The following is a 17,338-nucleotide window of genomic DNA, read 5'->3' on the forward strand; positions in this document are numbered from 1 at the left end:
TGCCCCTGTCCTGGTGGTCTATTGGCAGCGGGTGTAAGTCAGCGCGCCGGGCATCGCGTCCGGACCGTAGTCGCGCCGGATCAGCGTCTTGCCCTGATCCTGCACGCCCAGCACGACGTCCTGCGTCCAGGTCTGCCCCTCGCCGGAGAAAGTATAGCTCGCGCGGATGCGCTCGGCATCGGCTTCCTGGATCTTGCCCAGCGTCGCCACCGATTCGTAGAAGCGCAGTTCGCTGGCGCCGATCGTCAGCAGCCCCTTGGCATCGCCCATCGTGCTGGTGCAATCGGCCGCCACCAGCCCCCAGCGGCCGCGAATGGCCTGGGGAATAGCCTTGGCGGCAACCGGCTCGGGCTCGGACACCGCCTCGCTAGCGGTATCCTCGGGCAGCGGCGCTTCGGACGCAGCTTCGGCCGGCGTCTCGCTGGCCTGCCCCTCGGGCCCGGCCGGCTCTTTCGAGCAGGCGCCAAGCGCGAGCGCGACGGCGGTCACGGCGAAAAGGGCGATGGTGCGCATTCTTCCGGTCTCCTCTCCTGTCCGGGGGACCGGACGGGGCCCGGCCGGATCGTTCCGGGCCCGGCCGCCTTCCGGCGCTGCGAGAGCGTCAGCCGACGGCTTCGATCACGTCCTTGCCGAACAGATCCTCGTCCGACGGGATCACCTTGGTCTGCGGCAGCGGCTTCGACACCCAGGTCTCGTTGATCAGGTCGCGCCACGAGACGTTGTTGTTCGTCGCGTTGCCGCCCCACGAGCCGCAGCCCAGCGAGAAGGTCTGGCGCATCCCGTTCCACAGGTTGCCCGAGTTCGAGGCGGCCTGCGGCTGGTTCACCATCACGCGGCTGGTCTTGGTGTGCATGGCCAGCTTCATGATGTTCTCGTCCGAGGTCGAATAGATGCCGCAGGAATGGCCCTGGCCCTGATAGGCCTGGATGGCGTTGGTCAGCTCGATCGCCTCGTCCAGATCCCTGGCCCGGTACAGCGCCATGGTCACGGTCATCTTCTCGCCGGAGAAGGGATGCTCCTTGCCGGTGCCGGTCTCGGGCACGATGAAGAACTGCGTGCCTTCGGGGATCGTGAAGCCGGCATAGTCGGCGATGAACTGCGGCGACTGGGCGACAACCTTGGCATTGATGTGCTCGCCATCTTCCCAGATCGCGGCCTGGAGCCTGGCCTTCTGCTCGTTGTCGAGCACGAGGCCGCCCTTTTCCTGCAGCTTGGCCAGCATCTTGTCATAGATCGCGTCGAGCAGGATCACGCTGTTGTCCGACGAGCACGAGGCGGCGAAGTCCAGCGTCTTGGACAGCAGGATCTTCTCGGCCGCGTCATCCAGGTCGGCGGTGTCGTCGACGGTGATGACCGCATTGCCCACGCCCACGCCCAGCGCCGGCGTGCCCGAGCTGTAGGCCGCCTGCACCATCGGCGTGCCGCCGGTGGCCAGCACGCGGTCGCACTGCTTCATCACTTCGTTGGTCTTCTCGACCGAGGGACGCTCGATCGGGATGACGAGATCGGCCGGGGCGCCCAGCTTGACCAGCGCCTCGCGCATCTTGTCACAGATGATCTTGTTGGTGATCTTGGCGCGCGGATGCGGGCAGATGATCACCGAGTTGCGGCCCTTGACCGCGCAGATCGCCTTGATCACCGGAGTCGCCTCGGGATTGGTGGACGGCGAAAGCGCGCCGATCACGCCTACCGGCTTGGCGATCTTGACGATGTGACGCTCGGGGATTTCCTCGATCACGCCCACCGACTTGTCGTCGATGATGTCCATCAGCGCGGCGCGCGTCTTGACCGAGATCTTGAGGAACTTGCCCTTGTAGTTGCCCAGTTGCGTCTCATCGACGGTGTGCTGGGCGATATCCTCGGCCACGCCGGGCTTGGCGACGGCCCAGACCATGCCGCGAATCAGCCGATCGACCTGTTCCTGCGTGTAGTTCTCGATGGCGAGCTGGGCCTTGCGCGAACGCGCGACCAGTTCGGCGACTTCATCGGCAACGGAGATTTCGGCGATGTCTTCAACGGTAGCCATGGGCTCTATCCCTTTTTATGCGGATGGCGAGCGGCCGGCGCGGCCAGGGGCGCGGCGCACGGCTTCAAGCATCCCAACTCCAGTTCCGTCCACTGCACGTTTCGCAAGCGGCTCGCAACCCATTTAATCGGACAGTTAAATGGGTTGCTATTGCAAAAAAGTCAACATCGCCCGCGTCGATCGCACGCGTGGCGCGCGGATCGCTCTGGCGGTTGCGCTGCACCGCCAAGTCCGACTAATCGGGTTGCATCGCCGGCGAAAAACCTGCCACGATGCGGGTCGGCATGGCGAACGATGTGACGGATTGGCGAATGCCCGTGGCGCCGCGGCCGAAGAATGATCCAGAAGGGAGACTTGCGTGAGCCAGACCACCATTGACCCCGCCGCCTTCCGCCAGGTGCTGTCCAGCTATCCCACCGGCGTGTGCGTCGTCACCGCGCTCGATGCCAGCAACCGCCCGGCGGGCATGGTGGTGGGCAGCTTCACCTCGGTCTCGCTCGATCCGCCGCTGGTCGGCTTCTTCCCCGACAAGAAATCCTCGTCCTGGCCGCTGATCGAGGCGGCCGGCCATTTCTGCGTCAATGTCATGGGCAGCGACCAGCAGGACATCTGCCGCGCCGTCACCGCCAGGGGGCCGGAGAAGTTCGTCGGCGTCGAATATACCATCTCGGAGCATAACCTGCCGGTGATCGCCAATGCGATCGCCTGCATCGAATGCCGGCTCTATTCCGTCACCGAAGCGGGCGATCACTGGTTCGTGCTGGGCGAAGTGCTGCGCCTGGAAACCACGCGCGAGGATGATCCCATGCTGTTCCATCGCGGCCGCTACGGCGGTTTCGCCGAGATCATCTGACGCGGGGCTTGACACCGCGCGCGGGGATGCTGTTCACCCGTTCAGCATCAACCACCTAAAGGATTTGGGGAGGAATCATGAGAACTTCACTGAACGGGCGCGTCGCCGTCGTCACCGGGGCAGGCTCGGGCATGGGCAGGGCCATCGCCGAACGGCTTGCGGCGGACGGGGCCGCCGTGGCGATCTGGGACGTGAACGGCGCAGGCGCGGCCGAGACGGCGGCAACGATCACCGCCGCCGGCGGCACCGCGCTGGCGATCACCGCCGACTGCGCCGACCGCGCCGCGATCGAGGCGGCGGCCAGCGAAACCCGCGCCACGCTGGGCCCCATCACGATCCTGGTGAACAACGCCGGCATCGCGCCTTTCACCAGGTTCCTCGACGTGGACGACGCGGAGCTGGACAAGGTACTGCACATCAACTTGCGCGGCCCGTTCATCCTGACGCGCGAGATCGTGCCCGACATGCTGGCCGCCGGCTGGGGCCGGATCATCAACATCACCTCGTCCTCGACCCAGACGGGCTCGCCGATGCAATCGCATTACGTCGCCTCGAAGGGCGGCCTGCTGGGGCTGACCAAGGCGCTGGCGCTCGAACTGGGGGGAAGCGGCATCACCGTCAACATGATCCCGCCCGGCTCGATCGACACGCCGATGCTGCGCGGCGCCGCGATCATGACCGCGCCCGACGCGATCAGCAATTACGGCGCGGCCCTGCCGGTCAAGCGCATCGGCACCGTGGACGATATCGCCGCCGCCGCCAGCTACCTCGCTTCGGAAGAGGCGAGCTACATCACCGGCCAGACGATCAGCGTCAACGGCGGGCGCTACATGGGCTCGGCCTGAGCCCATGCCGGGGGCGTTCGCGATCGACAGCGATGGCGCGCGCCTTGTTGGCGAATGGATTCTTGGCGAGTGGCTTCCCGGCGAGCGGCGGGGCGAAGGCGACGACGCCCGGCCGCTCGTCCTGATCCACGGCTTCGGCGGGTCGCGCCATGACTGGGCCGGCGTGCGCAATGCCCTGCCCGCCGGCCTGCCGACACTGGCCTATGACCAGCGCGGCTTCGGCGAATCGACCGGGCCGGACGGCGTGGCCTTTTCCCATGCCGAAGACCTGCTGCGCCTGCTCGACGCGCTCGGGATCGCGACGGCGGACATCTGCGGCATGTCGCTGGGCGGGGCGACCGCGCTCAACTTCGCGCTGAACTGGCCCGCGCGGGTGCGGCGGCTGGTGCTGGTCAGCCCGCTGATGGTCGGCTGGTCTTGGACGCCGGAATGGGTCGCGCTGTGGAAAGCGATGGGCCGCGCCGCGCGCGCCGGCGACATGGCCACCGCGCGCGAGTTGTGGTGGCAGCATCCGCTTTTCGCCCCGACGCGCGAAAGCCCGGCCGCCGATACGCTACGCGCCGCGATCGCCGCGTTCCACGGGCATCAATGGATTCGCGACGACCAGCGCAACGAACTGCCCGAGATCGAGCGGCTGCATCGCCTGGCCATGCCCACGCTGCTGCTGACCGGCGGGCGCGACTTGCCCGACTTCCGCCTGATGGCCGAAGTGATCGCCAGCGCCGCGCCGCATGTCGAGCGCATTGACCATCCCGACGCCGGCCACATGCTGACTTACGAGCGGCCGCGCGAAATCGCCGGGGAAATCACGCGGTTCCTCGCGGATTGAGCGCCGCCCAGCCGGTCAGAAGTCGAAGCGCATCTCCCCGCCCCACATGCGCGGCGTCCCCGGATTGACGACATTGGTGCTGCCGCCGGCCGCCGCCGCATTGCCGCCGAGGTAGTATTTCTCGTTGAACAGGTTGCGCGCGAAGAGCGAGGCCGAAAGGCGTGTGGCCATGATGTCCGACCAGGTCAGCCGCGCATTGACCAGGGTATAGCCGGGCAGCGTCGTGCGCGGATTGGCCGTGGCCCCGACGTTCGAGAAGCTCATCCTGCTCTGGCCATAGAAATCGGCCCGCAGCGACAGCTTGCCGGCATCGCCCGCCAGCGGCACGCCTGCTTCGGCGAAAACCGTGCCGCTCCACTTGGGGACGTCGGCGAAGGGCCCATATCGCAGCACGCTGCCCAGCACCGACACGGCGTTGTCGGTATATTTCGCATTGGTGTAATTGCCCGAGGCGCCGATCTGGAGGAATTCGCCCGGGCGCACCGAGACATCCGCTTCGAAACCCCGGATGCGCGCCTTGGGCACGTTCACCGTCAGCAGCGAAACCCCCGCCGGTGTCAGGATATAGGCCGATCGCTGGATGTTGCGCGTCCACTGGCTGAAGACATCGGCGTTGAGCGTCAGCGGGACGCCGATGCTGTCGCCGGAATACTTGGCACCCAGTTCGACGTCGCGCGTGGTTTCGGGCAGGAACAGGTTGCCGCCGCTTGCCGCCGTCACGTCGGCGGGAAAGACGCTGTAGTTGTAGCCGCCCGCGCGCCAGCTCCCGCGCTGGGCAACGTAGAGCAGCAGTTCCGGCGTGGCATGGTAATCGATGCTGACCGTCCAGCTCGGCTTGCTCGCCGAAGTGCGTTCGGGCGTGTTCTCCGGCAGGTAGAGCAGCCAGAGCGAGCCGGGAAGCTGCGCGATCCGCGTCTTGTCATGCGTATAGCGCAAGCCGGCGGTGAGGTTCAGCCGGTCGGTCACCTTGAACGAGGCCTGCGCGAAGCCGGCGAGCGATTCGGTGTGCCATTCAGCATTGTAGGCGAAGCGGAACGCTGGCTGGACCGGCGCGAAATTGCCGGAATCGAGATAGGAATGCACTCGGTCGCGCTGCTTCAGGTAATAGACGCCCAGCACGAAATCGAGCCGGTTGTCGATCGCCTTGCCCTGAAGCTGCAATTCGTCGGAAATCTGCCGGGTGGCGAGCATGAAGCCGTTGTCGACCGTCACTTTCACCGCATTCGCCGTCAGCGTGCCCTGGCTTTCGAAGAAGTGATAGGGCGAGCCGTCGTAATCATAGCCGTCGTCCGATTTGGCCCGGTTGTAGCCGAAGATGTTCTTGAGCGTCAGATCCGGCGTCAGCTCGATCGAGGTGGTGTTGATCGCATAAGTACTGCTGGCCTTGTGATAGGGCGGAAAGCTCGAGAGCGATTTCCAGGGCCCCACCTGACGCTGGAGCGCGATCGCCGCATCGAGGCCGCCCTGATAGGCTTGCGGATGCGCCGCGAGGTAGGCCGCGAACACAGGGTTGCTCGCGCTCAGCGCGCACGAGGCCGCATCGACCAGACCTTGCGCGCTGCTGCCACAAGCGTTGGTCGACCAGAGCTGGTAAGGCGTGTTGGTGCCATCCTCGTGCGTGTACTGCACCACCGTGGTGTTCTCGAGACCGGCGGCCGGAACCAGCTTGAGCGTGCCGCGCACCGATTTCTGATCGAGATCCCCATACTTCTCGCCCGTGAAGTAATCGCGCACGAAAGCGCCACCGCCAGTCAGGCTCGCGGCCAGGCGGAGCGCGCTGCCGCCGCTGCCGAGCGGCGCATTGATCGCGCCTTCGAGGTGATGGGCATCGTAACTGCCATAGCGGCCACTGACATAGCCGCCATATCCGTCAGTCGCCGGCGCTGTCGTGTAAAGCACCGCACCGCCCGTGGCATTGCGGCCGAACAGCGTGCCTTGCGGGCCCTTGAGCACCTGGATGCCGCCCATGTCATAGAACGTCGATGCCGAATGGGTGACGATCTGCACTTCGTTGACATAGGGCAGCACGCTGGGCGGCGAATTGGTGAAAGTATCGACACTCTGGCCGCGGATCACATAATTGAACGCGTGCGCGCCGCCGTTCTGGCGGACGACAAGGCCGGGCACTGCAGATTGCAGGTCATTCTCGTTATAGATCGCGCGCTTGGCCAAATCCTCGCCGGCAAGCGCGGTGATCGCGATCGGCACTTTCTCGATATTTTCCGCGCGCCGCCGCGCGGTCACGACGATGGCGTCTTCGGCAATGCCGTCTCCGCCGCTATCCGCGATCTTGCCCTGGGCCCAGGCGGTGGGCGCGACCGGCGTGGCGACTCCGGCCAGCAGGCCGGCAACGAGCAGCTTCCTCATGCACTCTCTCCTCACTCCCCTCGCCGACCCATTTCGTAGCCAGTCGAGAGCCTTCCCCGGCACGCGGCGGTCATGTCTTCCGCGGGCCGGACCGCGTGCTGTCCGGCCCGCCGCAAGCCTGGCGTCATGGGGCGGATGCGGGCGCCCCTTCGCGTGGCGGCTCAGGCCAGGCCGTTGTCCGCGAAAGCCGCCGCGCGCGCGTCCAGTATCTCGCGCAGGTGGTTCACCGGATCGCCGACCGTGACGCCGCCTTCGACCGGCAGGACCGCGCCCGTCATGTGGCGGGACTTGTCGGTCGCCAGGAACAGCGCGAGATTGGCCACGTCGATCGGATCGCCGCGCCGCTTGATGAGCTGGTTCGACAGGTAGACCGCGTCCACCCCTTGCGCGATGCGCGCGGCCAGCGCGTCGTCCGCGCCTTTCTCGCCGAACGAGGACAGCTCGGTGCGCACGTGGCCGGGCACGATGCAGTTCACCCGGATGCCATGCCGCGCCAGGTCGATCGCGGCCGACTTGCTGAACTGGATCAGCGCTGCCTTGGACGCACGGTACGTCATCATCGCGTGGCCGGCGAGCGTACCGGCGATCGAGGCGGTGTTGAGGATCACGCCGCCGCCGTGATCCTTCATCCAGCGCGCGGCGTTGCGCGTGCCGAGCATCGGCCCGAGCACGTTGACGCGCATCACCCTGTCGAAATCGGCCAGGGTATCATCAAGAAAATCGGGAAAGGCGGCGCAGGAGATGCCGGCATTGTTGAACATCACGTTAAGCCCGCCGAAGCGTTCGATCGCGAAATCGACCACCGCCTGCACCTGTTCGGGATCGCTCACGTCGGCATGGCGGAACAGCGCGGCATCGCCGAGAGCGGCGGCGAGCGCCGCGCCGGCCTCATCCTGCACGTCGGCGATCACCACTTTCGCGCCTTCGGCGACGAACAGCTCCGCCGTCGCGCGGCCGATGCCGCTTGCGCCGCCGGTCACGATCGCGACCTTGCCGGCCAGTTCCTCAGCCAATGCCTTCTCCCGCTTGGTTTTCGTCGCGCCGCAGGCGCCTGTCCCGGACCTGTGCCTCAGGCTTCGCGCCGCTCGAACGTGATCGGCAGCGATTCGATGGTGTGGGTGGCCACGGTCGGCGTGTAGGTGATCTCGCCTTCGGGGATCGCCAGCCTGATGTTCTTCATCTGGCGGACGATCTCGCGCGCGGCGACTTTCACCTCCATGCGCGCCAGCGCCAGGCCGATGCAGCGGTGCGGCCCGCCGCCGAAAGCGACGTGGCGGCCCAGGTTCGGCCGGTCGATATCGAACTTGCGCGGTTCGGGGAACACCGTCTCGTCATCGTTGCCCGAAGCATAGACCAGCAGCATGTGCGCGCCTTCGGGGATCGTGGTGCCGTTCACCACGGTTTCCTTCACCGCCATGCGCGAAAGCGCGCGCACCGGCGGCTCGTTGCGCAAGTGCTCCTCGACGAAGCGATTGAGCCGGCGATCGTCGTCGATCACGCTTTCCAGCAGCTCGGCCATGCCGGGCTTGGTGGTCAGCACATAGAACAGGTTGCCGATCGCGGTCGCGGTGGTGTCGTTGCCGGCGATCAGCGTCGCGCGGACGAGCGAGACCGCTTCCTCGAAAGTCAGCTTCTCCCTGGTGCCGTCGGCATTGGTCACTTCGGCGTGGACCAGGTCGGAAATCATGTCCTCGCCCGGAACCGCCTCGCGCTGCTTCATCTTGGCGATGAGGTAGTGCTGCAGGTCGCAGATCTCCTTCGCGTTCTCGATCATCTGCTCGCGGCTCTGCATCCGTCCGATCTGCGCCGTGACCGCGACCGACCAGCGCGAGATCCTGTCTTCCATCCCCTGATCGAGCCCGAGCTGCTCGACGATGATGCGGATGGTCAGCGGGATGGCGATGTCCTTCACCGCATCGCAGCGGGTGCCGTCGCGGGCGATGACCTCGCCGATCAGGGCGCGCACCACTTCGGTGATGCGCGGTTCCAGTTCCTTCACGCGGTGCGCGGTGAAGGCGTTCTCCATCAGCTTGCGGATGCGCGTGTGATAGGGCGGGTCCGACATGATCGCGTCGGGAAAATAGCCGCCGCCGTGCTCCTTCAGGTAGGCGCGGAACTCCTCGTGCATCCCGCGCGCCTGCTGCTCGTGATAGCCGTGGTGCACCGAGAAGGTGAGCGGATCGGACTGGACGGCCGAGATGTCCTCGTGCCGCGTGACCAGCCACGAGCCCAGCTTCTCGTCATAATGGATCGGATCGCCGTGGCGCATCGCACGGTAGAAGGCACGCGGATGCGCCTGGATCCCGCGATCGGTCAGCGTGCCTTCCGCCAGCAGGCGCTGCTCTTCGGAAGAGAGTGCAAGCCGCTGCGAAGGCCGGGGTTCGGTGGTCTGCGTTGCCATCTAGCCTATCCTGTCATCCTGTCCGCGCGATGCTGGCGATCGCGCCTGTTTCGGATGGGGACTATGCCGTCCCGCAGGCAACCGAACCATACCCGGCCTCGAAGCCCCGCTTGCCCTCACGGGCAAAGCCGCCTCAATAGGTGGAGGCTGGCGCGACCGTCACCGCGATCCCGTCAAGCTCGGGGTTCATCCTGATCTGGCAGCCCAGCCGGCTGGTGTCCTTCATCACGTCGGCGACCATGTCGAGCATGGCGAACTCGATATCGTCTGGCTCGCCCACCTTGTCCCACCAGCCTTCGGCGACATAGACATGGCACGTCGCGCAGGCGCAGCCGCCGCCACAATCGCCCATGATTCCGGCCACGCCATGGGCCTTGCCGACTTCCATCAGGCTGGTGCCTTCCTCGACATCGTCGAATGTCCGCGTATCGCCGTTGACGTCGGTCATCGTGACCTTGAGCTTGCCCATCGTTCCCCGGTTCCTCTCTCGTTCGGCAGGGTGAATTCCCGCCTGCAATGCCCCAGGCCATGCCGGTTTGCAAAGAGCCAATCTGTATCACAGGACTTGACTGGCATGGAAGCGCGGGGCCGTGCCCGCCCGCCGTCAGGGAAAACCGGCTCTGCGCCGCCAGTCATTTGCCAGAGCCGCGCGCGCACCTAGACTGCGATCATCCAGGCTGGCCGGGCGACACGTCGATCCCGGCGATCGTCGGGCGCAAGAGGAGAGGACACGTGGGACGGACCCTGATCCAGAACGCCACGATATTCACGGCAACCGGGCAAGCACCCTTCACCGGCGACATCGCGGTCGAAGGCAATCGCATCGCGTCGGTCGGCCCGGCCGGCAAGGGCGGCGCGGCCGACACGGTGATCGACGCCACCGGCCTGTTCTGCATGCCCGGCATGACCGAAGGCCACGCGCACCTTTCGTTCGAGAACGTCTGCGCCACCGAGGACCTGATCACCCCCACGCCCGAGGCGCAGGTCTTCGCCACCGCGCGCGGCGCCAAGGCGCTGATCGAGGCTGGCTTCACCAGCGCCTATGGCGCTTCGGAAGCCAAGCTGCGGCTGGCGGTCGCGGTGCGCGATGAAGTCAACGCCGGGCGCATTCCCGGCCCCCGCATCCGCGCGGGCGGGCTGGAGATCAGCGTCACCGGCGCGATGGGCGATGAAAGCCGCGAGCACAATCCGCGCGTCGGCCCCGCGACGATCGTGGACGGCGCCGAGGAGATGCGCCGCGCGGTGCGGCTCCACTGCCGCGAGGGGATCGACAACATCAAGCTCGATGTCTCGGGCGATCCGTTCTACCCCTCGACGCCCGGCCACACCACGCCGATGACCTTCGAGGAAGTGCGTGTCGCGGCCGAAACCGCGCACGCCTATGGCCGCAGGATCAACGCCCATACCCGCTCGATCGACGGTTCCAAGCATTGCGTCCGGGCCGGCGTCGACGGCCTGTTCCACTGCGAATACGTCGACGAGGAACTGCTCGACCTGATGGAAGCGGCCAGGGACCGCATCTTCGTGGTCCCCACCGTTGGCCTGTTCGCGCAGATCATGGCCGGCGAGGCGAGCGGGCATGGCCTCTCGCCCGAGGTCGGCGGCTACATGAACATTCCCGACCTGCTGGAAAACTCGATCCGCACGCACAGCGAACTGAGGAGGCGCGGCATCCGCCACCTGATCGGCGGCGATTACGGCTTCGGCTGGAGCCCGCAGGGAACGCAGGGGCGCGATCTGGGCTTCTTCGTCGACTACTATGGCTACAGCCCGGCCGAGGCGCTGGTCTGCGCCACGCGCAACGGCGGCCTGGCGATGATGGACAGCGGCGATCTCGGCACGCTCGAAGCCGGCAAGCTGGCCGACCTGATCCTGGTCGACGGCGATCCGCTCGCCGACATTTCCGTGCTCGCCGGCCCGGCGGCCATCGCGTTGGTGATGAAGGACGGGGTCATCCAGAAACAGTCATCCGCACGCGCGGCCCGGCCGGCGCAGCCGGCGCTCGAGGCCGCGGAATAAGGCACGAAACAGGAGCATTTGCCATGAATCTCCAGACCAGGCTGCAGCCCGGGCAGGCGCGTCATCCCGACGTCAGCACCCAGGATATCATCGCCCGCGACAAGGTGAAGGCGCCCGAATGGGTCGCGAGCGAATCCTACGAATATCTCGGCAGCGAGGACATCGATACCGAGCGCTACAAGTCCGCCGCCTACATGCAGGAGGAGTTCAAGCGGCTCTGGACGCGGACCTGGCAATTCGCCTGCCGCGAGGAGCACATTCCCGAAGTCGGCGACTACTACGTCTACGACATCGGCCCCTACTCGTTCATCGTCACCCGCATCGCCGAGGGCGAGATCCGCGCCTATTTCAACGCTTGCCTCCATCGCGGCACCAAGCTGCGCGCATCGGGCAGCGAAGGCGCGGCGAGCGAGTTCAAGTGCTCGTTCCACGGCTGGTCCTGGAATATCGACGGCACCAACAAGTCGATGCTCTGCCCCTGGGATTTCCCCCATGCCGACCCGCAGGAATATTCGCTGCCCGAAGCCCGCGTGGCGACGCTGGGCGGCTTCGTCTGGATCAACATGGACCCCGACGCGCCGAGCCTTGAGGACTACCTCGGCCCGCGCGCGCTGGAGCACATCAGGGCATGGAAGCTGGAAGACCGCTATATCGCCTGCCATGTGACCAAGCCGATCCCGTCGAACTGGAAGCTCAATATCGAGGCCTTCATGGAGGCCTACCACGTGCCGGACACCCACCCGCAAGTCTCGCCGACCAACGCGGACGTGAACTCGCAGTATGACACCTACGGCGAGCACGTGAACCGCTTCATCTCGACGCTCGGCGTCGTCAGCCCCGAGCACGCCGGCAAGTACAGCGAGCAGGACGTGCTCGACATGTTCACCGTGGGCGACAGCTCGATCGTCACCGACAAGCCGCGAGTCTCCGACGGCGCCACCGCGCGGCAGCTGATGGCCGACATGTTCCGCGACATGTTCGAGAAGGCCGCCAACGCCGACCTGTCGAACGTCTCGGACTCCGAGATTCTCGACTGCTTCAGCTACACGATCTTCCCGAACACCTTCCTGTTCCCGGGGATCTCGCTGCCGATGGTCTATCGCTTCCGGCCCAACCCGAGGAACCACCGCGAAAGCCTTTACGAAGTGCTGTTCCTGCGGCCCCGGCCCAGGGACGGCAGCTTCGTCGAAACCGCCGAGGCCGTCCACCTCACCGCCGAGCAGTCGTTCTGCGAGGCGGCCGGGATGGACCCAGGCTTCGGCGCGATTCTCGACCAGGACACCGACAACCTGTTCCTCCAGCAGGAAGGGGTCGAGGCTTCGGCCAAGCCCGGCCTGACGCTGGGGGATTATCAGGAAATCCGCATCCGCCACTTCGAGCAGGCGGTGGACAAGTACATGGCGATGGAGCCGAAGATCCCGAACTGGAAGGCGCTCCAGCGCCGTTGAGCGCTGGCGCATTCGGTAGATGAATTTGCGGGTGCGTCCTGTCGGGGCGCGCCCGCCTGTGCTTTGAAAAAGGCACCGACGGCGCCTCGCGCCGCAAGACCGAACCTGGGAGAGAACAATGGCCGAAGCCGATCGTCCGCAGCCGGAAGAGATCGTCCTTTATCACAAGGACCCGAAGACCAAGATCGCGACGATCACGCTGAACCGGCCCGACGCGCTCAACGCCCCGACGATCGCGGCGCGGCTGCGCTTCGCCGATCTGGTTCACCGCGCCAATATCGACGACGACGTGAAAGTGCTGGTGATCCGGGGCGAAGGCAAGCACCTGGGCTCGGGCGCGGACCTGCCCGAACAGTCCGACATGCTGAACCCGGACAGCGACATCTCGCTGCTCAAGGAGTTCAGGATCGATGACGACGGCAGCGTCACCTACCCGCCCGCCGGCTCGTACCGCTTCCTTGCTGGCATCACCAATCTCTACGCCAACGCCGATTTCGGCTGCCGCTCGCTGCAGAACTTCAAGAAGATCTCGATCCTGGAGTGCAAGGGCTACGTCTACGGCTGGCACTTCTACCTCGCGGGCGATGCCGACATCGTCGTCGCCTCGGAGGAAGCGCTCTTCGGCCATGCCGCCTTCCGCTACGTCGGCTGGGGCCCGCGCATGTGGACCTGGGCCGAGATGATGGGCCCACGCAAGTTCGCCGAGATGCTGTTCACCGGCCGGCCCTTTACCGCGCGCGAAATGTACGACTGCAATTTCGTCAATTCGGTGGTCCCGCGCGAGCGGCTGGAGGAAGAGACCGCCAAGTACGCCCACGCCTGCTCGATCACTCGGCCCAACGATACGGTCGCGGTGCAGAAGACCTTCATGGAACTCTACAAGCAGTATCGCGGCGAGTATTTCGGCAGCCTGCTGACCGGGTTCGTCGAAGGCGTGAAGCCGATCATGACCGACGATACCGCCGAAGACCTGGGCCTGGGTGGCGACACTTTCGAGCAGGGCCTGAACAACGCGGTCAAGGACAACGACATGCGCTTCCCGGCCGACTGGCGCCTGAGCTACGGCGGGCGCAAGAAGCCCTGAACCGATGCAATACACCCAGCTCGGCTCCACCGGACTGATCGTATCGCGGCTGGCGCTCGGAGGTTCGACCTTCACCAGCGGCGATACCGCGCTGGGCGCCTTCTACAAGGTGGGGCCGGAACTGGCCGACGAGCTGGTCGGCATGGCCCTCGATGCCGGGGTGAATTCCTTCGACACGGCCGACGTCTATGCCAGCGGCCAGTCCGAGGAACTGCTCGGCGCCGCGCTGAAGCCGCATCGCGACCGCGTGGTGCTGTCCACCAAGGTGGGCAATCGCGGCGCGGGCAACCGCGAGGTGCTGCATTCCGGGCTCTCGCGCCGGCACATCCTGTGGTCGGTGGACCAGAGCCTGCGCCGCCTCGGCACTGACTGGATCGACGTGCTGATCGTCCACCGCACCGATCCGTTCACGCCGCTGATCGAGCAGCTCGAAGCGCTCGACGCGGTCGTGCGATCGGGCAAGGCGCGCTACATCGGCTATTCCAACTGGCCCGCCTGGCTCGCCGCGACCGCGCTCGAAATGCAGAAGGCGAATGGCCTCGCACGCTTCACCCATGGCCAGATGTACTATTCGCTGCTGGGTCGCGACGTCGAGCGCGATACGCTGCCGATGATGGCGCACCACGGGCTGGGCATGACGGTGTGGAGCCCGCTGGCCTATGGCTTCCTCGCGGGCCGGTACACCAGCGCGGACATGGCGCGCGACGACAACCGCTTTGCCCATTTCGACTGGCTGAGGTTCGACCGCGACCGGGCCTTCGCGCTGCTGCCGGTAATGGAAGCGATCGCGCTCGAGGCTGGCTGCTCGATGGCGCAGCTCGCGATTGCCTGGCTGCTGGGCCGCGCAGGCGTCGACAGCGTGCTGCTCGGCGCGACCAAGGCGCACCAGCTTGCCGACAATCTCGGCACGGCGAAGGTCGCCCTGAGCGACGATCAGCGCGCCCGGCTCGATGCGGCGACGGCGATCGTGCCGCTCTATCCCGGTTCGGACTGGGTCGAGGAAGACGGCCTTGTCCGCAAGCGGCTTGGAGATCACCGCAAGCGGCTGGGAGAACACCGCAAATGACCGCCCAGACGACCGCGCATCCGGCCGGCGCACTTGCCGGGCTCACCGTGATCGAGACTGCCGAGCGCGTCTCGGGCGAATATACCGCCAAGCTGCTGGCCGACCTTGGCGCCACGGTGATCAAGATCGAGGCCCCCGGCGGCGCGCCGACGCGGCGCATGGGGCCGTTCAAGGCCGGCGAGAGCGCGCTGTTCGCTTATCTCAACGCCAACAAGAAATCGGTGGTGCTCGATCTGGCAAACCCAGGGGAGCGCGCCCTGCTCGACCGGCTGCTGGCGCGCGCCGATGCCTTGGTGGACGATCACGACGAGCCCTGGGCCGAGACGCACGCCTTGTCGCCAGCCGTGATCGCCCAGGCGCATCCCCGCCTCGTCCATTGCATCGTCACACCGTTCGGCCAGGGCGCGCCGCCCGAATGGCAGACCGCGCGGCCGATCAACGTGATCAACGCCGGCGGCTGGGCCTATCACAGCCCGAGCGAGACCCCGAACGACAAGCCGCCGCTGAAAGGCGCCGGCCGCTTCCTGTCCGATTACGAAGCCGGGATCGATGCCGCGCTGTGCGTCATGGCCTCGCTGCTGCGCCAGCGCCGCACGGGCATGGGCCAGTTCATCGACATATCCGAAGTCGAAGTGCAATTGAACCGGATCGACTGCGTGCTCGACCGGATGATCGCTGGCGAAGCCGATCCCAGCGCCGCGCGCACCGCCTATGACATGGGCGGCCCGGGCACGTCGTTCGCCTGCAAGGACGGCCACGTCTTCCTGTTCATGACCACGAGGGGCCACTGGAACGCCTTGCGCGGACTGATGGGCGATCCGGCATGGGCGCGCGAATTCCGCGAGGACTGGCTGGAGTTCGATTGCGTGCCCGCCAATGTCGCGCGCTTCCGCCAGCACTTCGCCGCATGGATCGCCGGGCAGGACAAGCTGCCGATCACGGAGGCGGCGCAGAAGGCCGGCGTCGCCATGGTCCCGGTCAACACCGCCGCCGACCTGCCGCGCCACGAGCAGTTCGAACATCGCGGCTTCTTCCAGCAAGCCGGGCACCCGGTGTTCGGCCCGGTCGCTTATCCGACGGCGTGCTACCGGATGAGCGCCACACCCGTGCGCATCGCCAGCGCTGCCCCGGCGCTGGGGGCGGACAATCGCGAAGTGGAGGCCAGCGATGCCGATGCGTGATCGCGGCGGTCCGTTGCAGGGCGTGCGGGTGCTTGAGATCACCAAGGTCTGGGCCGGGCCCTATGCGGGCAAGATGCTTGCCCATCTCGGAGCCGAGGTGATCAAGGTCGAGAGCATGACCAATCTCGACGAGATGCGCGCCTATGGCGGCGTCGATATCGATTCGGCGCCCTATTTCCTTTCGATCAATCAGGAGATCCTCTCGGTCCAGGTCAACATGAAGACCCCGGAGGGCCTCGATCTGGTCAAGCAGATGGTCGCGCAGTCGGACATCGTCATCGACAATATCCGCCCCGGCGCGATGGCGCGCTCCGGGCTCGATTACGAGAGCCTGCGCAAGATCAGGCCCGACCTGATCCAGTGCTCGATCAAGATGTGGGGCAGCGACGGCCCGCTCGGCTATCAGACGGGCTATGCGCCCTGCTTCGCCGCGCTCTCCGGCCTCACCGCGCTTGTCGGGCACGAGGGCGAGACGCCCAGGGGCATGAACATCCGCTATGGCGATTCCACCGCCGGCGCCTGCGCCGCGCTGGCCTGCATCGCCGCGCTGCACCACCGCGAGAGCACGGGCGAAGGCCAGTTCATCGACCTTTCGGCGGTCGAGACCATGACCAGCCTGGTGGGCGACAGCCTGTTCGGCTGGTCGGTGACGGGCGAGGTGCCGCATTCGGACGGCAACTTCCATCCCGAGATGTGCCCGCACGGTGCCTATCCTTGCGCGGGGGTCGACTGGACAAGTATCGCCGTGGCGAACGAGGCCGAATGGCAGGGCCTGTGCGAAGTGCTGGACGCGGGCGATCTCGCCGCCGATCCGCGCTTCGCCACGCTGGCCGGCCGGCTGGCCAACCGCCATGCGCTCGATGCCGCGCTGGCCGGGCTGACGCGCGCGCATGATGCGGCCGAACTTGCCGAAAAGCTGCGCAATGCCGGGGTTCCGGCGTTCAAGTCGATGAGCTCGATCGACCTTGCCACCGATACCTTCCTCTGGGCGCGCGAGGCCTATCGCATGGTCAGCGACCATCGCACCGGATCGCGCCCGATCATCGGCCCGTCATGGCGGATCAGCCCCGATCCACCACGCGTCGAACGCGGCGCGCCGCTGCTCGGCGAGGACAACCAGTACGTCTACCGGGACATTCTGGGCTTGCGGCAGGATGAAATCGACGATCTGATAGCCCGCAAGGTGATCGACTAGGGCATCGGCCCCGTCGGCCCGCGA

At 66.3% G+C, this 17,338-nt stretch carries 15 protein-coding genes; 9 read left to right on the forward strand and 6 right to left on the reverse strand.

The window, feature by feature from the left end; all coding sequences use genetic code 11:
* Nucleotides 1-18: 18 nt before the first annotated feature.
* Both PYV00_RS16405 and PYV00_RS16410 read right to left on the reverse strand, forming a co-directional pair.
* Entirely contained in the window at nucleotides 19-513 is a 495-nt protein-coding gene (locus PYV00_RS16405; protein WP_275229383.1) for a hypothetical protein, read from the reverse strand.
* Between the two features lie 88 nt (nucleotides 514-601).
* On the reverse strand, nucleotides 602-2,026 hold the full coding sequence (locus tag PYV00_RS16410; protein ID WP_275229384.1) for an aldehyde dehydrogenase family protein: 1,425 nt from the start codon (nucleotides 2,024-2,026) through the stop codon (nucleotides 602-604).
* A 358-nt stretch (nucleotides 2,027-2,384) separates the two neighbouring features.
* On the opposite strand from PYV00_RS16410, the gene PYV00_RS16415 reads away from it, so the two are divergent.
* From PYV00_RS16415 to PYV00_RS16425, 3 genes are all read left to right on the forward strand, one after another.
* Complete coding sequence (locus PYV00_RS16415; RefSeq protein WP_275229385.1) at nucleotides 2,385-2,879, forward strand: flavin reductase family protein; 495 nt, start codon at nucleotides 2,385-2,387, stop codon at nucleotides 2,877-2,879.
* A gap of 77 nt (nucleotides 2,880-2,956) precedes the next feature.
* Entirely contained in the window at nucleotides 2,957-3,724 is a 768-nt protein-coding gene (locus PYV00_RS16420) for an SDR family NAD(P)-dependent oxidoreductase (RefSeq protein WP_275229386.1), read from the forward strand.
* A gap of 4 nt (nucleotides 3,725-3,728) precedes the next feature.
* The gene (locus tag PYV00_RS16425) at nucleotides 3,729-4,553 is read left to right on the forward strand and encodes an alpha/beta fold hydrolase (RefSeq protein WP_275229387.1); all 825 of its coding nucleotides are present in this window, start codon (nucleotides 3,729-3,731) and stop codon (nucleotides 4,551-4,553) included.
* A gap of 15 nt (nucleotides 4,554-4,568) precedes the next feature.
* Here PYV00_RS16425 and PYV00_RS16430 read toward each other — a convergent pair whose 3' ends face one another.
* The 4 genes from PYV00_RS16430 to PYV00_RS16445 form a co-directional block, all read right to left on the reverse strand.
* Nucleotides 4,569-6,920, reverse strand: a complete 2,352-nt coding sequence (locus tag PYV00_RS16430) for a TonB-dependent receptor (RefSeq protein WP_275229388.1) — start codon at nucleotides 6,918-6,920, stop codon at nucleotides 4,569-4,571.
* 161 nt (nucleotides 6,921-7,081) lie between these two features.
* A complete protein-coding gene (locus PYV00_RS16435; protein WP_275229389.1) occupies nucleotides 7,082-7,933 on the reverse strand; it encodes an SDR family NAD(P)-dependent oxidoreductase in 852 nt (283 codons plus the stop codon).
* Nucleotides 7,934-7,989: 56 nt separating this feature from the next.
* Nucleotides 7,990-9,321, reverse strand: coding sequence for a cytochrome P450 (locus PYV00_RS16440; protein WP_275229390.1), 1,332 nt, complete (start codon nucleotides 9,319-9,321; stop codon nucleotides 7,990-7,992).
* Between the two features lie 133 nt (nucleotides 9,322-9,454).
* Complete coding sequence (locus tag PYV00_RS16445; protein ID WP_275229391.1) at nucleotides 9,455-9,790, reverse strand: 2Fe-2S iron-sulfur cluster-binding protein; 336 nt, start codon at nucleotides 9,788-9,790, stop codon at nucleotides 9,455-9,457.
* Nucleotides 9,791-10,053: 263 nt separating this feature from the next.
* On the opposite strand from PYV00_RS16445, the gene PYV00_RS16450 reads away from it, so the two are divergent.
* From PYV00_RS16450 to PYV00_RS16475, 6 genes are all read left to right on the forward strand, one after another.
* Nucleotides 10,054-11,340, forward strand: coding sequence for a metal-dependent hydrolase family protein (locus PYV00_RS16450; protein ID WP_275229392.1), 1,287 nt, complete (start codon nucleotides 10,054-10,056; stop codon nucleotides 11,338-11,340).
* 23 nt (nucleotides 11,341-11,363) lie between these two features.
* Entirely contained in the window at nucleotides 11,364-12,788 is a 1,425-nt protein-coding gene (locus PYV00_RS16455) for an aromatic ring-hydroxylating oxygenase subunit alpha (RefSeq protein WP_275229393.1), read from the forward strand.
* A gap of 118 nt (nucleotides 12,789-12,906) precedes the next feature.
* Nucleotides 12,907-13,872 carry an enoyl-CoA hydratase/isomerase family protein gene (locus PYV00_RS16460; protein WP_275229394.1) on the forward strand — a complete coding sequence of 322 codons (966 nt, stop codon included), beginning with the start codon at nucleotides 12,907-12,909 and terminating at the stop codon, nucleotides 13,870-13,872.
* A 4-nt stretch (nucleotides 13,873-13,876) separates the two neighbouring features.
* A complete protein-coding gene (locus PYV00_RS16465; protein WP_275229395.1) occupies nucleotides 13,877-14,938 on the forward strand; it encodes an aldo/keto reductase in 1,062 nt (353 codons plus the stop codon).
* Entirely contained in the window at nucleotides 14,935-16,119 is a 1,185-nt protein-coding gene (locus tag PYV00_RS16470; protein WP_275229396.1) for a CaiB/BaiF CoA transferase family protein, read from the forward strand. The genes PYV00_RS16465 and PYV00_RS16470 overlap by 4 nt, the downstream gene beginning before the upstream one ends.
* Nucleotides 16,106-17,314, forward strand: coding sequence for a CaiB/BaiF CoA transferase family protein (locus PYV00_RS16475; RefSeq protein WP_275229397.1), 1,209 nt, complete (start codon nucleotides 16,106-16,108; stop codon nucleotides 17,312-17,314). The genes PYV00_RS16470 and PYV00_RS16475 overlap by 14 nt, the downstream gene beginning before the upstream one ends.
* Nucleotides 17,315-17,338: the final 24 nt, after the last annotated feature.

The sequence above is a fragment of the Novosphingobium album (ex Liu et al. 2023) genome (genome assembly GCF_029076845.1).
GTDB lineage: Bacteria > Pseudomonadota > Alphaproteobacteria > Sphingomonadales > Sphingomonadaceae > Novosphingobium.

What these genes read in the sequence shown, in the direction of transcription:
- PYV00_RS16440 (WP_275229390.1), bottom strand. Translation starts at nt 9,321, where the DNA reads ATGGCAACGCAGACCACCGAACCCCGGCCTTCGCAGCGGCTTGCACTC.
- PYV00_RS16475 (WP_275229397.1), top strand. Translation starts at nt 16,106, where the DNA reads ATGCCGATGCGTGATCGCGGCGGTCCGTTGCAGGGCGTGCGGGTGCTT.
- PYV00_RS16455 (WP_275229393.1), top strand. Translation starts at nt 11,364, where the DNA reads ATGAATCTCCAGACCAGGCTGCAGCCCGGGCAGGCGCGTCATCCCGAC.
- PYV00_RS16405 (WP_275229383.1), bottom strand. Translation starts at nt 513, where the DNA reads ATGCGCACCATCGCCCTTTTCGCCGTGACCGCCGTCGCGCTCGCGCTT.
- PYV00_RS16460 (WP_275229394.1), top strand. Translation starts at nt 12,907, where the DNA reads ATGGCCGAAGCCGATCGTCCGCAGCCGGAAGAGATCGTCCTTTATCAC.
- PYV00_RS16430 (WP_275229388.1), bottom strand. Translation starts at nt 6,920, where the DNA reads ATGAGGAAGCTGCTCGTTGCCGGCCTGCTGGCCGGAGTCGCCACGCCG.
- PYV00_RS16410 (WP_275229384.1), bottom strand. Translation starts at nt 2,026, where the DNA reads ATGGCTACCGTTGAAGACATCGCCGAAATCTCCGTTGCCGATGAAGTC.
- PYV00_RS16445 (WP_275229391.1), bottom strand. Translation starts at nt 9,790, where the DNA reads ATGGGCAAGCTCAAGGTCACGATGACCGACGTCAACGGCGATACGCGG.
- PYV00_RS16425 (WP_275229387.1), top strand. Translation starts at nt 3,729, where the DNA reads ATGCCGGGGGCGTTCGCGATCGACAGCGATGGCGCGCGCCTTGTTGGC.
- PYV00_RS16470 (WP_275229396.1), top strand. Translation starts at nt 14,935, where the DNA reads ATGACCGCCCAGACGACCGCGCATCCGGCCGGCGCACTTGCCGGGCTC.
- PYV00_RS16465 (WP_275229395.1), top strand. Translation starts at nt 13,877, where the DNA reads ATGCAATACACCCAGCTCGGCTCCACCGGACTGATCGTATCGCGGCTG.
- PYV00_RS16420 (WP_275229386.1), top strand. Translation starts at nt 2,957, where the DNA reads ATGAGAACTTCACTGAACGGGCGCGTCGCCGTCGTCACCGGGGCAGGC.